This is a genomic window from Bacillus sp. XF8 (assembly GCF_017498755.1).
Classification (GTDB): Bacteria; Bacillota; Bacilli; order Bacillales; family Bacillaceae_G; genus Bacillus_A; species Bacillus_A bingmayongensis.
On the sequence record NZ_JAGDQK010000023.1, the window covers coordinates 60,167 to 78,561 of the forward strand.

Annotated in this window: 16 protein-coding genes and 2 pseudogenes; 15 read left to right on the forward strand and 3 right to left on the reverse strand. The window is 36.9% G+C overall.

The window, feature by feature from the left end; all coding sequences use genetic code 11:
* Window positions 1-124: 124 nt before the first annotated feature.
* Window positions 125-1,075 carry a class I SAM-dependent methyltransferase gene (locus tag J4P91_RS15420; RefSeq protein WP_207994833.1) on the reverse strand — a complete coding sequence of 317 codons (951 nt, stop codon included), beginning with the start codon at window positions 1,073-1,075 and terminating at the stop codon, window positions 125-127.
* Between the two features lie 198 nt (window positions 1,076-1,273).
* On the opposite strand from J4P91_RS15420, the gene hutP reads away from it, so the two are divergent.
* The 8 genes and pseudogenes from hutP to J4P91_RS15460 form a co-directional block, all read left to right on the forward strand.
* Window positions 1,274-1,714: a histidine utilization transcription antiterminator HutP gene (gene hutP / locus J4P91_RS15425; RefSeq protein WP_000926516.1), complete on the forward strand. Its 441-nt coding sequence runs from the start codon at window positions 1,274-1,276 to the stop codon at window positions 1,712-1,714.
* A gap of 103 nt (window positions 1,715-1,817) precedes the next feature.
* Window positions 1,818-3,335: a histidine ammonia-lyase gene (gene hutH, locus J4P91_RS15430; protein ID WP_017151427.1), complete on the forward strand. Its 1,518-nt coding sequence runs from the start codon at window positions 1,818-1,820 to the stop codon at window positions 3,333-3,335.
* A 114-nt stretch (window positions 3,336-3,449) separates the two neighbouring features.
* Window positions 3,450-5,108, forward strand: a complete 1,659-nt coding sequence (gene hutU / locus J4P91_RS15435) for a urocanate hydratase (protein ID WP_017151428.1) — start codon at window positions 3,450-3,452, stop codon at window positions 5,106-5,108.
* Between the two features lie 13 nt (window positions 5,109-5,121).
* The gene (gene hutI, locus J4P91_RS15440; protein ID WP_207994834.1) at window positions 5,122-6,393 is read left to right on the forward strand and encodes an imidazolonepropionase; all 1,272 of its coding nucleotides are present in this window, start codon (window positions 5,122-5,124) and stop codon (window positions 6,391-6,393) included.
* Window positions 6,372-7,343, forward strand: a complete 972-nt coding sequence (gene hutG, locus J4P91_RS15445; RefSeq protein ID WP_207994835.1) for a formimidoylglutamase — start codon at window positions 6,372-6,374, stop codon at window positions 7,341-7,343. The genes hutI and hutG overlap by 22 nt, the downstream gene beginning before the upstream one ends.
* Window positions 7,344-7,524: 181 nt before the next feature.
* Window positions 7,525-8,658 carry an alkene reductase gene (locus J4P91_RS15450; RefSeq protein ID WP_207994836.1) on the forward strand — a complete coding sequence of 378 codons (1,134 nt, stop codon included), beginning with the start codon at window positions 7,525-7,527 and terminating at the stop codon, window positions 8,656-8,658.
* Window positions 8,659-8,752: 94 nt separating this feature from the next.
* Window positions 8,753-10,327 (forward strand): FMN-binding glutamate synthase family protein, encoded by a 1,575-nt coding sequence (locus J4P91_RS15455; protein WP_207994837.1) that lies wholly within the window; start codon window positions 8,753-8,755, stop codon window positions 10,325-10,327.
* Between the two features lie 55 nt (window positions 10,328-10,382).
* Window positions 10,383-10,928 (forward strand): annotated as a pseudogene (locus J4P91_RS15460) (sodium:solute symporter family transporter); the annotation flags it as partial.
* 43 nt (window positions 10,929-10,971) lie between these two features.
* On the opposite strand, the gene J4P91_RS15465 reads toward J4P91_RS15460, so the two are convergent.
* Window positions 10,972-12,513, reverse strand: a complete 1,542-nt coding sequence (locus J4P91_RS15465; RefSeq protein WP_017151434.1) for a BA3702 family sensor histidine kinase — start codon at window positions 12,511-12,513, stop codon at window positions 10,972-10,974.
* A gap of 277 nt (window positions 12,514-12,790) precedes the next feature.
* Here J4P91_RS15465 and J4P91_RS15470 point away from each other — a divergent pair, with 277 nt between their 5' ends.
* The gene (locus tag J4P91_RS15470; RefSeq protein WP_207994838.1) at window positions 12,791-13,159 is read left to right on the forward strand and encodes a VOC family protein; all 369 of its coding nucleotides are present in this window, start codon (window positions 12,791-12,793) and stop codon (window positions 13,157-13,159) included.
* Window positions 13,160-13,185: 26 nt separating this feature from the next.
* On the opposite strand, the gene J4P91_RS15475 is transcribed toward J4P91_RS15470, so the two are convergent.
* Entirely contained in the window at window positions 13,186-13,995 is an 810-nt protein-coding gene (locus J4P91_RS15475) for a YitT family protein (protein WP_017151436.1), read from the reverse strand.
* 149 nt (window positions 13,996-14,144) lie between these two features.
* On the opposite strand from J4P91_RS15475, the gene J4P91_RS15480 reads away from it, so the two are divergent.
* The 6 genes and pseudogenes from J4P91_RS15480 (at window position 14,145) to J4P91_RS15505 (ending at window position 18,391) form a co-directional block, all read left to right on the forward strand.
* Complete coding sequence (locus J4P91_RS15480; RefSeq protein ID WP_207994839.1) at window positions 14,145-14,948, forward strand: protein phosphatase 2C domain-containing protein; 804 nt, start codon at window positions 14,145-14,147, stop codon at window positions 14,946-14,948.
* Window positions 14,949-14,962: 14 nt separating this feature from the next.
* Entirely contained in the window at window positions 14,963-15,421 is a 459-nt protein-coding gene (locus tag J4P91_RS15485) for a peptidoglycan recognition protein family protein (protein ID WP_207994840.1), read from the forward strand.
* A gap of 15 nt (window positions 15,422-15,436) precedes the next feature.
* Window positions 15,437-15,685, forward strand: a complete 249-nt coding sequence (locus J4P91_RS15490) for a DUF2164 domain-containing protein (RefSeq protein WP_017151439.1) — start codon at window positions 15,437-15,439, stop codon at window positions 15,683-15,685.
* Window positions 15,686-16,056: 371 nt separating this feature from the next.
* Entirely contained in the window at window positions 16,057-16,260 is a 204-nt protein-coding gene (locus J4P91_RS15495) for a hypothetical protein (protein WP_017151441.1), read from the forward strand.
* 41 nt (window positions 16,261-16,301) lie between these two features.
* Window positions 16,302-16,828, forward strand: a pseudogene (locus tag J4P91_RS28925) (GNAT family N-acetyltransferase).
* A 135-nt stretch (window positions 16,829-16,963) separates the two neighbouring features.
* Window positions 16,964-18,391 (forward strand): amino acid permease, encoded by a 1,428-nt coding sequence (locus tag J4P91_RS15505; protein WP_207994842.1) that lies wholly within the window; start codon window positions 16,964-16,966, stop codon window positions 18,389-18,391.
* The last annotated feature ends 4 nt before the right edge of the window (window positions 18,392-18,395 follow it).

An 18,395-nucleotide genomic window follows, 5' to 3' on the forward strand; every position in this document is an offset into this window, starting at 1 on the left:
GTTTCACCTCTTATAGTTGTGTTTATTTTTATATTTATAATGTGTAATTTTCTTTTTAGGGTATCGCCATATCAACATCAACCTAAGATAAATTTAAAGAATTTATTATAAAGTAGATTCAAACTTATTTTGTACACCTATAAATAGCAAGGGTTTTTGGATCACGCCATACTCCGCCATGAAGCGATAATTCATTTTCTATTTCAATGGTCAGCCATTCTTTCATTTCTGAATGAAGATGAATGTCATCAGGTATGTTTAAAGATGGAAACATACTAGAGATATAGTTAACGATAGGTGTAGAATGATGAAATAGGAGTGCATTATGAATAACTGTTTCCTCCACAGTTTGAAAAACAGATTGTAATAATTGTTCTCCATTTTCTAAACAAAATGGAGAAGCTGATGGTGATTTTTCGGGTAAATCGAATGCGACTAACATTTTGTTACATATCTCATCCATACGAGGTAATGAAATTTTGGAGTTTGTTGTGGCTAGGAATCTGCCTCCAGGAAAAATTACTTTATGAAATCCTTGAATTGTTTTTTCAACATCCGTCAGGTGATACAGCATATGTCTTGCGATGATCCAATCATAAGAATCAGTTGGGAAAGGAAGTTTGGTAGCGTCTCCAAGTTTCCATTGAATATTTACATGTTGTTGCGCCCCATTCATAGCAGCTTCTCGCAGCATAGTTGTAGATTGATCCAGACCAGTAAGATGCCCTTTATGACCATTTTTTTGTAGCAGTGCAAGGAATTTTCCGTTAGCGCATCCAACTTCTAATATCTTTTCCGTTCCTTGTAATTGTAGATGAGCTATTACAATTTCATCTAAGTTTACTCGTTTTTCCTCGTATTTTTTATGAGTATTGATCCGTGTTTGCAGATGGTTACTTACAGCGTATTGTCTTTTTACATCATTCAATTTTTCTGATTCCACCTTTACACAAAATTGCTGAATAGCATGTGTTAAAACATCTGTTTTATTTAGACCTTCATAATGAAGTGCTGCTTCAAATCTTTCTAGTAATCTTTCATCAATTCGAAAGTGAATATCTTTTCTCTTAACCAATTTTGGATCCCCCTTACAGCTGTTAGTGAGACTATAGCATGCTTAAAAATTTTCTGTAAATAGATTGTGTACACAACGGTAATGGATTATTTAAAAAATTCATTCAAATAACAATTTAAACTATTGACGATTTAACCGTTTTCATATATTCTTAAATTAAGTAATATTCAAATAATTCACAAGAAATGAGAGAGTCACATGCTTCTTCAAGGAACACATCGAATTGGTCGTATGGCCATGTTGTTGGCGCTTGCGGACGAGAATGAAAGTCCTGTATTATCCATTCCAAAAGGATGGAAATATTGTACTGGAAAAGTTGGTTCTATGAATTCACAAAAAGTTGTCGCAGCAATGGAAACAGCGGCTAAGAGCAACCAAGTTATTGAAACAGACGTTTACAGAGAAACGCATGCACTTTATCATGCAATCATGGAAGCATTGTACGGGGTAACGAGAGGTCAAATTCAGTTAGCAGACGTTCTTCGTACAGTAGGTCTTCGGTTTGCAATCGTGCGCGGTACACCCTACGACGGGAAAAAAGAAGGCGAATGGGTTGCTGTTGCACTTTATGGAACGATAGGTGCGCCTGTAAAAGGATCTGAGCATGAGGCGATTGGTTTAGGAATTAATCACATATGATTTGCCCATAGTCTATTAGTTAGAAGGGGGCCTTGCTTTTCAGGACAGAAGTCTGTCTTGAAAAGGTAAGGTCCCCTTTTGCTCTTTTTAAGGAGGAAAAAGGATGATTACATTAACAGGACATTCATTGACAGTAGAAGAAATGAAACGTTTGTTGTTTGAAGGGGAAGGCGTAACAGCTTGTCCAACCAGTATGCAAAAAGTAGCCGAGTGCCGTGAAGTTGTTGAGAAAATTGTAGAAGATGGAAAAGTTGTTTACGGTATTACAACCGGATTTGGAAAATTTAGTGATGTACTTATTCAGAAAGATGACGTAAAGGCACTTCAACATAATTTAATTCAATCACACGCATGCGGAATCGGTGATCCATTTCCAGAAGAAGTATCACGCGGAATGTTGATTTTACGTGCTAATACGATGTTAAAAGGAGTATCTGGTGTGCGCCCTCTTGTTGCAAATAGGCTGCTAGAGTTTGTAAACAGGAAAATCCATCCGGTTATTCCGCAGCAAGGATCACTCGGAGCGAGCGGTGATTTAGCTCCATTATCTCATCTTGCTCTTGTTTTATTAGGAGAAGGTGAAGTGTTTTATAAAGGGAAACGCGTTCATGCAATGGTAGCCCTGACAGAAGAAGGGCTAGAGCCAATTGAATTAGAAGCGAAAGAAGGGCTTGCATTAATCAATGGTACACAAGCGATGACAGCGCAAGGAATCCTTTCTTATATTGAAGCGGAAGCGATTGCTTATCAATCAGAATTAATTGCATCCATGACAATTGAAGGATTGCGCGGCATTATCGATGCATTTGATGAAAATGTGCATAAAGCACGTGGCTATAAAGAACAAGTGGAAGTTGCAAAGCGTATTCGCGATGTACTTCATGACAGTAAGCTTATAACAAAGCAAGGAGAACTGCGTGTACAAGATGCATACTCACTTCGTTGCATTCCGCAGGTGCATGGTGCTTCTTGGCAAGTTTTAAATTATGTAAAAGAAAAATTAGAAATTGAAATGAATGCAGCAACAGATAACCCACTTATTTTTGATGGAGGAGAAAAAGTAATTTCTGGCGGGAACTTCCACGGTCAACCAATTGCATTTGCTATGGACTTTTTGAAGGTTGGAATGGCGGAACTTGCGAATATTTCTGAGCGTCGTATTGAGCGTCTTGTGAACCCGCAGTTAAATGATTTACCACCATTTTTAAGTCCAGAGCCAGGACTACAATCTGGTGCAATGATTATGCAATACGCAGCAGCTTCACTTGTTTCAGAAAATAAAACGCTAGCTCATCCAGCAAGTGTTGACTCAATTCCATCATCCGCTAACCAAGAAGATCATGTAAGTATGGGAACAATTGCTTCACGCCATGCACATCAAATTATTCAAAATGTAAGACGTGTTCTTGCAATTGAAATGATTTGTGCAATGCAAGCCGCAGAATATCGTGGTATTGAAGAAATGAGTACAGTAACGAAAGTATTTTATCATCAAGGTCGTCAGCACGTACCTTCAATTACAAATGATCGTATTTTCTCAACAGATATTGAAAATATTGCACATTGGTTAAAAACAAGTCGCTTTACATTAGAACGATTGGATGTCAATGCAGCACTATAAAGTGAAACTTTAATCAGTGGGGGACTTTACTCCCCGCACAGATTATTAGCCTTCACCAATCGTGCTTTTACTGGTAGTTCATGCGGGATAAAAAAGGAAAAGGGAGAGATTAAAATGGAAAACGTAAAACAAACAATTCGTGCGTCAAGAGGAACAGAATTACAAACAAAGGGCTGGATTCAAGAAGCAGCACTTCGCATGTTAATGAATAATTTAGATCCAGAAGTAGCTGAAAAACCAGAAGAATTAGTTGTTTATGGCGGTATTGGTCGTGCAGCTCGTAACTGGGATAGCTATCATGCAATTGTGGACTCGTTAAAAACATTAGAAAGTGATGAAACATTACTTGTTCAATCTGGTAAACCAGTTGCTATTTTTAAATCACATGAAGATGCACCACGTGTCCTTTTAGCAAACTCAAACCTAGTACCAAAGTGGGCAAATTGGGATCACTTCCGTGAACTTGAGAAAAAGGGTCTTATGATGTATGGACAAATGACAGCTGGTAGCTGGATTTATATTGGTACACAAGGGATTTTACAAGGAACATATGAAACGTTTGGAGAAGCGGCACGCCAACATTTTGGTGGTTCATTACAAGGAACCTTAACACTTACAGCTGGTTTAGGCGGTATGGGTGGTGCGCAACCTCTTGCTGTTACGATGAACGGTGGGGTAGTCATTGCTATTGATGTAGATAAACGCAGCATCGATCGTCGTATTGAAAAAAGGTATTGTGATATGTACACAGAATCTTTAGAAGAGGCGCTAGCTGTTGCGAAAGAATATAAAGAAAAGAAAGAGCCGATTTCAATTGGACTATTAGGAAATGCTGCAGAAATTTTACCAGAGCTTGTGAAACGTGACATTACACCAGACTTAGTGACAGATCAAACGTCTGCACATGATCCATTAAACGGCTATGTTCCAGTAGGCTATTCATTAGAAGAAGCGGCAAAACTTCGTGAAGAAAATCCAGAACGCTACGTGCAATTATCAAAAGAAAGTATGAAAAAACATGTAGAAGCAATGCTTGCAATGCAGGCAAAAGGTGCAATTACGTTTGATTATGGTAATAATATTCGCCAGGTTGCTTTCGATGAAGGATTGAAAAATGCATTTGATTTCCCAGGATTCGTTCCAGCGTTTATTCGTCCATTATTCTGTGAAGGAAAAGGACCATTCCGCTGGGTAGCACTGTCTGGCGATCCAGAAGATATTTATAAAACAGACGAAGTAATTTTACGCGAGTTTGCGGATAACGAGCATTTATGTAACTGGATTCGTATGGCACGTCAGCAAGTTGAATTCCAAGGCCTTCCATCACGTATTTGTTGGCTTGGTTATGGGGAACGTGCAAAATTCGGGCGTATCATCAATGAAATGGTTGCTAGCGGTGAATTGTCAGCACCAATTGTTATCGGCCGTGATCATTTAGATTGTGGATCTGTAGCTTCACCAAACCGTGAAACAGAAGCGATGAAAGATGGCAGTGATGCGGTAGCAGATTGGCCGATTTTAAATGCATTAATCAATAGTGTTAACGGTGCAAGCTGGGTATCTGTTCACCACGGTGGTGGCGTTGGTATGGGGTATTCACTTCACGCTGGAATGGTTATTGTTGCAGACGGAACAGAAGCGGCAGGAAAACGTATTGAACGCGTATTAACTTCTGATCCTGGTATGGGAGTTGTTCGTCACGTTGACGCAGGATATGACTTAGCTGTTGAAACAGCGAAAGAAAAAGGCGTTAACATTCCAATGATGAAATAAGGAGGAAGAAAACATGCTGGACATTTTACTAACGAATATCGGTCAATTGCTAACAATGGATCAAGAAGATGGCTTGTTAAGACGGGAAGCGATGAACACGCTTCCTGTTATCGAAAATGGTGCAGTCGGTATTAAAGATGGTGTTATTACTTTCGTTGGAACAGCGGAAGAGGCGAAAGGGTTACAAGCAAAAGAAATCATCGATTGTGAAGGGAAAATGATTTCGCCAGGTCTAGTTGACCCGCATACACACCTTGTATTTGGCGGATCTCGTGAAAATGAAATTGCTCTTAAATTGCAGGGAGTACCGTACTTGGAAATTTTAGAGCAAGGCGGCGGTATTCTTTCGACTGTGAATGCAACGAAGCGAGCATCGAAAGAAGAGCTTGTGCAGAAGGCGAAATTCCATTTAGATCGCATGTTATCATTCGGTGTCACAACAGTGGAAGCAAAAAGTGGCTATGGATTAGATGATGAAACGGAATGGAAGCAATTAGAGGTTACGGCAGAGTTGCAAAAAGAGCATCCAATCGATTTAGTTTCAACATTTTTAGGAGCACATGCTGTTCCAAAAGAGTACAAAGGGAAATCAAAAGAGTTTTTACAATGGATGTTAGATTTATTACCAGAGATGAAAGAAAAACAATTAGCGGAGTTCGTTGATATTTTCTGTGAAACAGGGGTATTCTCTGTAGAAGAATCAAAAGACTTTTTATTAAAAGCAAAAGAACTTGGATTTGATGTAAAAATTCATGCAGATGAAATTGATCCACTTGGTGGTGCAGAGGCAGCGGCAGAAATTGGTGCGGCATCAGCAGACCATTTAGTTGGAGCATCAGATAAAGGTATTGAAATGCTAGCGAATTCCAATACAGTTGCAACACTACTCCCAGGAACGACTTTCTACTTAAATAAAGAAAGCTTTGCACGTGGGCGTAAAATGATTGACGAAGGTGTAGCGGTTGCTTTAGCGACAGATTTTAACCCAGGTAGCTGCCCGACTGAAAATATTCAACTTATTATGAGCATTGCAATGCTGAAACTGAAAATGACGCCAGAAGAAGTTTGGAATGCTGTAACAGTTAACTCAGCGTATGCGATTAATCGCGGCGATGTTGCTGGGAAAATTCGCGTTGGGCGTAGGGCAGACCTAGTTTTATGGGATGCATATAATTATGCGTATGTACCGTATCATTACGGTGTGAGTCATGTAAATACAGTATGGAAGAATGGTAATCTTGCATATACAAGAGGTGACAAAGCGTGGAGCAAGGCCACTATTTAAAGAAAAATGCAAAGTTTATAGATCGTGAAGTAACGAAATGGAGCGATATGGTTAAACTATGGGATGAAGGGGAAGAAATCTTTGGTGCAGCATTAATTGGCGCACCGCTTTCTAAACCATCTATTAGTCATTCTGGTGCATGTTTTGCGCCAAAAACCATTCGAGCAATGCTAGATGCATATAGCACATACGCGATTACAGAAGAGCATGATATGAAAGAAAGTGTGTTGTACGATTGTGGTGATATTACCATGCATGTGACAGACATAAAAGAAAGTCATGCTCGTATTGCTAAGACACTCAGCAGTTTGACAAAATTGAATCCGCAAATGGTACCGATCGTTCTTGGCGGAGATCATTCCATTAGTTTTCCTAGTATAAGTGGTTTTGCAAGTAGTAAAGGGAAAGTTGGTATCATCCAATTTGATGCGCATCATGATTTACGTAACCTAGAAGATGGCGGACCGTCTAATGGGACACCATTTCGTAGTTTGCTAGAGAATGATGTCATTACAGGAAAACAACTTGTTCAAATTGGTATTCGTAACTTCTCAAATGCTCGTACATACCATGAATATGCTAAAGAACATGGTGTGACGGTATATACAATGAAACATGTTCGCGAGATAGCGATTAAAGATATCATTACAGAAAGCATTGAGGTTTTACGTAGACAAGGAGTTACAGCTATCTATGTTTCTGTCGATATGGACGTATTAGATCAGGCATTTGCACCAGGATGTCCAGCAATCGGTCCAGGTGGTATGGATAGTACGACATTACTTGATGCAATTACAGCACTTGGACAAGAACCGCTTGTCCAAGGTATGGACATTGTAGAAATTGATCCAACGCTTGATTTTCGTGATATGACGAGCCGTGTGGCTGCGCAGGTTATTACGAGTTTTCTGTTAGCAAGAGAAACAATTAGTAAGCAAGTTAGTATATAAAAAGAAGTCTCTCCTTATTTGGAGAGGCTTCTTTTTATTGTTCCATATACGAATGTTGTGTGATAAGAGCTTATAAATTGACGTACTAGTTTGTTAGAAATTATGATTCATATATGAAATATTTTTAAAGTTATTGTGAAAAATAGAGGGTTTCATTACAAAAGGTATAGGGGGAATCAAAATGACAAATTCAAAGAGTAAAACAGCAGCAAGTATTTATGAAGGTACGAATATAAACGATTGGGGATCATTTCAAAATGTGGAAGAAACAAAGCTGTTTGATCCAATTCAAATTGGTGCTTGGTCTCTTCGTAATCGCGTAGCAATGGCACCGATGACGCGTTGTTTTGCCAATGATGAAACCGGAGTGGTTGGGGCTGATGTAGCCGAGTATTACCGGAAACGTGCGGCAGATGGCGTGGGTCTCATTATTACAGAAGGAATTGTAATTAGCCCAAGAGCGAAGGGGAATCCAGGTGTCCCAGGTATTTATACAGGGGAGCAAATTGAGTCTTGGAAGCTGGTAACAGATGCAGTACATAAAGAAGGAGGAACAATTATCGCCCAAATATGGCATGTAGGGCGTATGAGTCATCATGAATTAACAGGAGGGCTCTTACCGCAAGCACCATCAGCGATTGCTGCACAAGGAAATGTACCGCGTTTTCGAAAGCCTTTTGATACTCCTGAAGAAATGACAATTGAAGACATTCAAGAAGTTATTGAGCAATATGCACAAGCTGCTAGAAATGCGATAGAAGCTGGATTCGATGGCGTGGAAATTCACGGAGCACATGGCTACTTAATCGATCAATTTGCTTATGAATTTGCTAATCATCGAAAGGATCAGTACGGAGGAGAATTAAAACAAAGGTTAACGTTTATGAAAGAAGTGTTACAAGCTGTAATAAGCGCAGTTGGTGCAGATAAAACGCTCATTCGCTTTTCTGCATTCAAAGGGGATAACCCAAGTTATATGTGGGAAAACCCTGAAGAAGCAATTAAGACTTTCGTAGAGATGTTTCAAGAGGTAGGATTAATAATGATTCACCCTTCAACAATGGATTATAAACAAGTGATAGCTGATGGGAAAAACTTGCATCAATTAGTTCGTAAATATTGGAATGGTGTGATGATTGTAGGAGTAGGGAATTTAAACCCAGGAGAGGCAGAAGTGGCGCTACAAGAAGGTACAATTGATATAGCGGCATTTGGTAGACCATTAATTTCTAATCCGGACTTTGTTCATCGCGTGAAAAGTGGAGAAAGGTTAGAGGAATACGATGCGAAACAGCATCTTACTACATTAATATGAATAAGGATAAAAGGAGAGCACTGAAGTGTTCTCCTTTTATTATTTCAGTAAGCAAAAACTACAGGGGAATGGCATGATAAGGGAGGAAGCGAAAATGAATGAAACGCTACTCGTTATTATTGGTATCTTGCTATTGTTAATGATGCTTTTCATTATTCTGTTTATGGTTACCTTTTTTATTAAGAAACGCACGCATCACTCTATATTAAAACTCCATCCTTATTTAGGGAGAATGCGCTTTTTACTTGAAAAAATAGGGCCAGAATTTCGGCAGTATTGGTTTGATAATGATACAGATGGGAAACCCTTTTCACGCTATGATTTTCAAAGTGTAATGTTTTTGGCAAAATATCGTTCTGAGGTACTCGGATTTGGTTCAAAACGAAATTTTGATGTATCTGGGTATTATATTGCGAACACTCTTTTTCCGATTCTTACAGAAGAATTACATGTAAATCTTTCTGAAGAGCGTATGGCAAAAAAATATGTAATTCATAAAGAAGGTTTGTTTTCTAGAAGGGAAAAGTTAATCGATGATACAACAAATCTTTGGTTGTATGAGGAAGAAGATACGATTGTAGTCGGAGAGAATCGCAAGTATCCATGGAAAGTATATGGAATGTTTGGAGCATCTGCTACTTCTTATGGAGCTATTGGGGAAAATTATATTTTATCCACAGGATACGGAGCAAAAATGGCCGAAGGTTCTTGGATTAATACAGGCGAGGGTGGTGTAATTCCGGAGCATTTACAAACAGGTGCAAATATTATCGCTCAAATCGGTCCTGGTTTGTTTGGGTATCGTGATGAAGAGGGGAACTTCTCAATGGAAGAATTTAAAGCTAAGGCAAAAGAAAAAAATATTAAAGCCTTTGAACTGAAATTTGGGCAAGGGGCTAAAATACGTGGTGGTCATCTAGAAGGACAAAAAGTGAACCAGAAAATAGCTGCTGTTCGAAAAGTAAAAGCAGGGGAAACGATTAACTCTCCAAATCGCTTTGCTTTTTTGCATCATGCTAAAGACGCATTACGCTTTATTCATGATTTACAAGAAACGGGTGGTAAACCAGTTGGAATGAAAATAGTGATTGGACAACAAGGTGCGCTAGAAGATTTACTACAAACGATGAAAGAATTAAATATATATCCGGATTTTATTACAATTGATGGCTCGGAAGGTGGTTCTGGCGCAACTTATAAATCTATGGCGGATAGTATGGGAATGCCACTTATACCAGCGTTAATTACGTTTGTTGACACAGCTTGTCGTTTTGGAATCCGAGATAAATTAAAGGTTTTTGCATCAGGTAAGTTAGTAACGCCCGATAAAGTAGCAATAGCTTTAGCAATCGGTGCCGATGCAGTTAACTCTGCGCGCGGATTTATGATGGCAAGTGGCTGTATTATGGCACTTCAGTGTAACTCAGGACAATGTCCTTCAGGCGTTGCGACAACGAATCCACATTATCAAAAAGCATTGGACCCATATGAAAAGAAATGGAGGGTGATGAATTATATTATTAGCATGAGATATAGCTTATTTGCTTTATCAGCGGCAGCGGGAGTAAGTAGTCCTCGTCATCTAACGAGGGATCACATTATGTTCAAAGATGAAAAAGACAGAGTGATTCCTTTATCGGAATTATTTCCAAACATAGCTGAAAAATGAGAGGAAAATAGTGCGAAACATTCCTTACATGTAAGTGTGAGGAATGAGTCAAAAAAGTGGTATTTTATTTCATCCATATATTACTGGATTCCTATTATCAGCTATTTTAGCTTCCGTTATGAGTAGTATTTCATCACAATTACTTGTTATATCTAGTGCAGTGACAGAGGACTTCTATAAAACATTCTTCCGTCGTGATGCATCGGATAAAGAACTTGTAGTAATTGGAAGACTTTCCGTTTTAGTAGTAGCTATGATTGCAGTTGTTCTAGCGTATCATCCAAGTGATACGATTTTAACCTTGGTAGGATATGCTTGGGCAGGATTTGGTTCTGCGTTTGGTCCAGCACTCTTACTTAGTCTATATTGGAAGAGAACGACTAAATGGGGTGTGCTCACTGGTATGATTGTTGGTGCCGTAACAGTAATTACATGGGTGCAGATTCCAGTTTTAAAAGAAACTATGTATGAAATGGTACCAGGGTTTTCGTTAAGTTTATTAGTCGTTATAATAGTAAGCTTGCTAACAAAAGAGCCTGGAAAAGCTATTCATCGTAAGTTTAAAGAAATGGAAACAGTACTTGAACAAGCAACAGAATGAGATGTGAATAGATTACGATAAAAAGAGTAAATGGTTTTTCCATTTACTCTTTTTCTATTTCGTTATTATGTTGAGGTGGGGAAATAGGTAAGCAAATATCTACAGTTGTTCCCTTATTTAATTCACTTGAAATTTGTAGCTTACCGTGATGTTCTTCGATAATTTTATAGCACATCATTAAACCTAGTCCAGTTCCTTTTTCTTTTAAACTATAGAAAGGTTCACCTAAACGAGAAATACGATCTTCGGGAATGCCACAGCCCTCATCTATAATACGGATTAAAATGAATTTTTCATCCAATTGCTTTGTTTGAATGAAAATATTCCCCCCGCGAGGCATAGCTTCAATCGCATTTTTTAGTACATTAATAAAGACCTGCTTTAGTTGGTTACCATCACAATGAATTTCCGGCATAATAGAAAAGTGATCCATAATAATATGTGTACTATGCATGATGGCGGTAGGCAAAATAAAGGTTACAACTTCTTCAATTAATGATTGGATTTGGCAAGAGTGGATAGAGAGTACCTGTGGTTTTGACATCGCCATAAATTGGCTTGTGATTGATTCCATTTGTGAAATTTCACTTAACATCACATCTATATACCATTTGTTTTGTTCATTAATCTCGGGCTTTAATAATGTTAAGAATCCTTTTAACGCTGTTAATGGATTTCTTATTTCATGAGCGATTCCTGCCGTTAATTGTCCAACTACCGCTAATTTTTCAGATTTTCGTAGTAATTTTTCGGTTTCCTTCAATTCAGTAACATCCCTACCCATAACAATGAGTCCTTTTCGTGAACCGTCAGGGTGAAAGAGTGGGACTTTGGAGATATCTAAAATAATGTTGGATGTACTCTTGTGAATAACAAATTCTTCTCCATGAATAATTTGTTTTTTTTGCCAGGCGATTTCATCGATTTCTTCACAATGTAAAAACGCTTCACGATATGCTTCGTTATATTGAATGAGTTCACTATCTTTTTTTCCGTTATACGAGACATCATGGAAATCAAAGCAAGAAAGTGCATAATCGTTTGCTTCAAGCCAGCGTCCTTCATGATCTTTAAAGATGACAAAGGCGGGCATTGAGTCCATTAATGTGCGCAATCGTTTTTCGCTTTCTTTTAACATTTTTTCGATTCTTTCAGATTTCTCGAGAGGTTTCATAATTGCATATACACCCGAGAGATGATTTTGAATAAAAATAGGGACTAATTTTGTAACTACATCTATCTGATATCCATCTTTATGGCGGGTAGAAATTATGTATTCTTCTTGATTATCAGCTGTAGTATTTTTTATATATTGCAGTACTTGATCAGAAATATGTGCTTCTATAATAGAAGTAATTGTTTTTCCTTCTAATTCTTCTGAAGTATATCCTAATATTTTTTCTGCAGAGGGATTAATATGTAATATAATTCCTTGTAAGTTCAATGAAATAATACTATCAGGATTATGTTCAAAAAGAGATGCGTACATTTCTGTTAAAGTACAATTTTGAATATGATTTCGCAAACGGCGAGGTATAGCCGAATGGCGATTTCTTTGAATAGATGAGAACTTTTTCCGACTCATAACTTTTCCTCCGTGCATCTAGCATCTAAAACAGATTCAATAACCTATTATAAATATAATATATGAAAAATGTTATATATTTCTATAAAAAACAAAGTTACAGAATAGAATATGTTTTCTTTCTTTTCGGTAAACTTTTATTAAAACACCTTCTTCATTATAAAACAAACCATATGTATATGGCTGTTAAGTAAATCTTATGGAGTTTTATAAAACTTATATAAGTTATTTTTAAAGCTGCATACTATAAAATAAAAATATAAAGGGGGAGAGGGATATGACAAGTTACATTCAAGGGATTGACCATGTACAAGTAGCAGCACCTGCAGGGTGTGAAGAAGAGGCGAGAGACTTTTATGGACATAAAATAGGTTTAGAAGAAATTCCGAAACCTGAAGAATTAAGAAAACGTGGCGGTTGTTGGTTTCGTTGTGGAAATCAAGAAATTCATATAGGAGTTGAACAAACTTTTTCTCCGGCTAAAAAAGCGCATCCAGCTTTTTATGTTCATAGAATTGATGAATTTAAGCAAAAATTAATCGAGCAAGGGATTCAAGTCATAGATGATCATGCTCGTTCAGATGTTATTAGATTTTATGTTTCAGATCCATTTGGAAATCGATTAGAATTTATGGAGAATAAATAAAAAACTAGGTGGAGTTCCACCTAGTTTTAACCTTTTCTAAACAACCCTAACACTTCAACAGTCTCCGTAATATTAACGAATGCTTGAGGATCGATTTCAGAAATAGTTAGTTTCATACTTGCAAGTTCTTCACGTGAAACAACAGTCATAAGTACACGCTTTTTTTCACTTGAATAAGCACCTTCACCGTCAAGAAGTGTAATTCCGCGTACAACAGTTGAAAGAAGTTTCTTTTTCATTTCTTCAGCTTGATTTGTTACAATCATAAGTGTAACTTTACGATGTTTCGTATGAACGGCATCAATTACTTTACCTGTTACATAGATTGAAAGTAAACTCGTTAATGCTACATCCCAGTCAAAGAAAAATCCAGCGATGACAACAACGACTGTATTTAAAATAATGAGGAAACCACCGAGTTTAATATCTCTTTTGCGAGATAGTAGCATGCCGATAATATCAAATCCGCCCGTGGAACCATGACAATTAAAGACAAGGCCAATTCCTGCTCCCGCAATTACGCCTCCAAATACGGAAGAAAGAAGTGGATCTTTTGCGACGATTTGTACTGGAATCCAGTATAATGCCGCAGATAATACTACAACAGAGACAACTGTATTAAAAATTACTTTTTTTCCAAGACCTATGTATCCTAAAATAAGAATAGGTAAATTTAATGCAAAGTTAATAATTCCCGTGTTTACAGGGGTTACAATTCCTAAGATAATAGCAATTCCGCCAATTCCACTACTTAAAATCTTGTGGGGGATAAGGAAAAGATTAAAGGCAACTGCAATAATGATAGAACCAATGATAACTCCAAGAAATCTGACCATCTTGTTCCCGTCCTTCACTAAAAAATCATATTATTTCAAGATTATATATGAAATTGAAAGTTTTGGGGAAAAACAGTTTATTTCGGAAAATTAGACTAATTTAAAAAATCAAATTACTTTTTCAGGTTTTATTAAGGAGGTGTGAAGATATGGAAATTAAAACGTATCAAAAGAAAAGTCCGTTAAAACAGGAGTGTGAAGATTCATTCTTTTGTAATGAAGGATTGAGAGTTTATGGTGTATGTGATGGGGCAACGCCACTTGTCTCGTTTCAAGATGAAGAGGGGCATAATGGAGCATATCTAGCTTCAAACTTATTTGTAAGTCATTTTACATCTTTAAAAGAAAAATCCAATTTACAAAATGAAATCGCAATTGCAAACAAAGCGTTAGAAGAAAAAATGATAGAGTATAAGGTTGATACGAGAAAAAAAGATCATGTATGGTGTACATGTATTGCTGTAGTTTGTATAAAGGATAGAAGCATTCAATATGCGCAACTAGGTGACTGTATGATTGTTGCTACATTGCATGATGGAACAATGAAGGTGCTAACAAAGGATACAGTAAAAGGGATTAGTGTACGAGCGAAAAGAAAACGTGAAGAAGATAGAAAAAAGGGACTTCCTGTACCGGAAGAACATATATTTAATGACATACAAGAACAATTAAAATATAATCGTTATCTTGCCAATATGCCAAATGGATATTCAGTAGCAAATGGGATGCCAGAAGCAATTACTTGGATCCAACAAGGAGAATTACCACTTGCTGAAGTGAAAGGAATATTTATTTGTTCGGATGGATTATTTCACTCAGACTGGTCCCTTGAACAAACAGTACAATATGTAAGTATACATGGTATAAAAGAATATGTTTCTAAAATAGAAGAATTGGAAGAACAAAAGCGGATTCGACCGGATGATAAAACGGTAATCATGATTGAGTTGTAAAAGGGGGATTCAGAATGGAAATTAAACAAGCAAAGCTGAAGTTTCAAGATGAATTGCAGCCTTTACAAGGCGTAACAAAACTTATTATCCATCACACAGCTGAAGATGGATGGGATGTGCATAAAACACATGAATTCCATCAAAAGGTAAGAGGTTGGAGCGGCATTGGATATAATTATTTTATTGAAGAAGATGGGACTGTGTTTGAAGGTAGAGGATTATACATTGGAGCTCACGCAAAAGGATATAATAGTGAAACGATAGGAATTTGCATAACAGGTAATTTTGATAAATATGATCCAACTTTAGCACAAATGGAGTCTCTACATTCGTTATGTAGAGACTTTATGGAGCGATTCTCTATATGTGAAGCACACATACTTGGTCATCGTGAATTAGAAGGTGTTACAAAAACTTGTCCAGGAACACGTTTTTCTATGGTAGAGTTAAGGGAAATATTATCTCAAAAATAGAGGAGAAGATGGTTCATGATGAATGTAAAAATACCAAATGAAAAGAAAGATGAGCTTGTAGAACAAATCCAGCAGTTTTTTGAAGAGGAAGACTTAGATACAATCGGGCGTTTTCAAGCAGAACGTTTAATAGAAGAAATGATAAAATTACTTGGACCATATGCATATAACCAAGCAATTGGAGATGCAAGAAAATTAATTACAGATAAGTTGTCGAACATAGAAGAGGATTTATACGTATTAGAAAAACAGGAAGGTAAGTAAAAAGAGGCTTAACTATTAAAGGCACGTAACGATTAAGAGTAAAGATAGTAAGGATTGAATATCCATACTATCTTTTTTTATTTCTTATCACTTTCATGAGTCCAAATCCTTTTATTGTTTGTAAGGCTATTAATCTAGCGAACAACATGTTGATTTCTGCTTGTTTGATTATTTTTGCTGAATGAAGTGTAATAGTAGAATTCAATGTTTTACCTCCAAAAAAGAATGTAATATATGTATTTACAATGTATGAATACGACTCTAATGCTATTGTTCCTTTTAAAGTTTAGGAGAATTAGGAATTTTTTTATGGAAGGAAAATGGAAGATTACTGTCGAAGGGAGTAGAAACAGAACAAAGGTGGTGCTCTCATGCGAAAGAAAGAGGTACATACATGCTCTTATTGTGGCTCTAATAATATTGGGGAAGGTGAATTTGTTGGATATGCACAAATAAGAAAAAAAGAGACGATGTTTACGTCTTCTCCAGTGGATGCTTATATTTGTACGGATTGTGGAAGTATACTTCTGTTGAAAGTGCGAGACTATCAAAAGTTTAAGAAGAAACCACTATGATAGAAGAAAAGCATCCATATCCAACAATTTATACGAATTGATTGATATTACGTCTAATACATATACAAGATGTTCCTAATATATTTGAGTATGCTTCGGATGTTGAAATGACAAAGTATACTGTATGGGAACCTCATAAAACGATAACTGACACTTACATATTTGTTCAATCAGTTTTACTGCAATATGAAAAGGGTGACGTAGCAGCTTTTGGTATAGAGGTGAAAAAAGAAAAGAATTGATTGGAACAAGTGGTTTTATTGAATATGATGCTCGAGAGAATAAAGCAGAACTGGCATATGCTCTATCATGTAAGTATTGGGGAAGATGTATGGCGACAGAGACTGCTGCTACCTTTCTTAAGTATGGATTTGAACGACTAAAGTTAAACAAAATTGAAGCAGAATGCCATACGTCAAATGAACAATCTGAAAGAGTAATGAAACGCTTAGGAATGGAGTATGATAGAACAATTAAAAATGATTTGTTTGTAAGGGATACGTATCGTGATACGAAAAGATATTTCATTACACGTGATATATATGATGAAATAAATAGAGGGGAGTAACCTAATGAGGTCATTTCCGTCTATTTATTTCAAACTAAAATAGATTGAATTTTCTGTAAAATAAATTGACAAGAAGTCAACTTATTTTTTATACTGTTATAAATTTATACAAAATAGATAGAAGTGAGGGAGTATATGAAGAAGAGAGAGGGAGAGTTTCAAAGCATTATAGAAAGAGAGAAAGGGTTGCAAAGAGGACTGTCTACCAGGCAGTTATCGATGATTGCAATTGGCGGGGCAATCGGAACAGGTTTATTTTTAGGAAGTGGGATGGCAATTGGATTAGCAGGTCCAAGTGTTTTACTTAGCTACGGGATAGGTGCAATTATCGCTTTTTTATTAATGGGTTGTTTAGCTGAAATGACAGTAGCACATCCAACATCGGGATCCTTTGGTGCCTATGCAGAGCATTATATTGGGCAATGGGCTGGCTTTACAGTTCGTTATGCCTATTGGGCAAGTATTGTAGCAGCTGTAGGAACAGAGGTAACAGCAGTTTCGGTCTATATGAAATACTGGTTTCCGACTGTACCAGGTTGGATTTGGGTCATTCTCTTCTCAGGCATACTTATTTTTGTAAATGCTACTAGTGTCAATTTATTTGGAACAATTGAATATTGGTTTTCGATGATTAAAATTATCGCCATTTTAGGTTTTATTTTGCTAGGAGCTTATGTCGTATTTGGTACAAATGCTAATCCAGAAATGGGTGTGCAAAATTATATAAATGATGGGGGGTTCTTCCCAAATGGTTGGTGGGGCATGTGGGTCGCTGTTTGTGTGGCTATATTTAGTTATCTTAGTATAGAAATGATTGCTGTTACAGCTGGAGAGGCGAAAGATCCAGAAAAAGCAGTTCCAAATGCTCTTCGTTCAACAATTTATCGATTGATTATATTTTATTTATGTACGTTAGCTCTCATGTTGATGATTGTTCCTTGGAAAGCTGCTGGTGTGGATAAAAGTCCATTTGTTAAAGTAATGGAGTTACTTCATATTATAGGTGCGTCTGGTATTATGAATTTTGTAGTGTTAATTGCAGCATTATCGGCGATGAATAGTCAATTATATATTACAACGCGCATGATGTTTTCATTATCGCGAGCGGGATATGCACCAAAACGTTTTGGAGCACTGAGTAAGAGAGGAGTTCCAGTTTCAGCTTTGTTTTTGTCTACAATTGGAATTGCGTTAGCAACCATAGTTACGATTGTTTCTCCTAATCAAGCGTTCATGTTAATGATGGGCATCTCCATGTTTGGAGCTATGTTCACATGGATGATGATTTTTATTACTCATTTATATTTCAGAAAAAAGTGGGATAAGAATGGTGGAAGGAAGCTACCGGTACGTATGTGGGGATTTCCGTATTTAACCATATTAGGAGTGATATTAATGTTAGCAATTATTATCACAACATGGTTTACTGATATGTTTAAAACTACATTATTGACTGGAGTCCCATTTTTACTAATGATAAGTATAGGGTATATGATATGGAAAAAAGTCAATGAAAGTAATATAGTCATAGAAAAAGATACGATATTAAGCGATATGGAATAAAAAG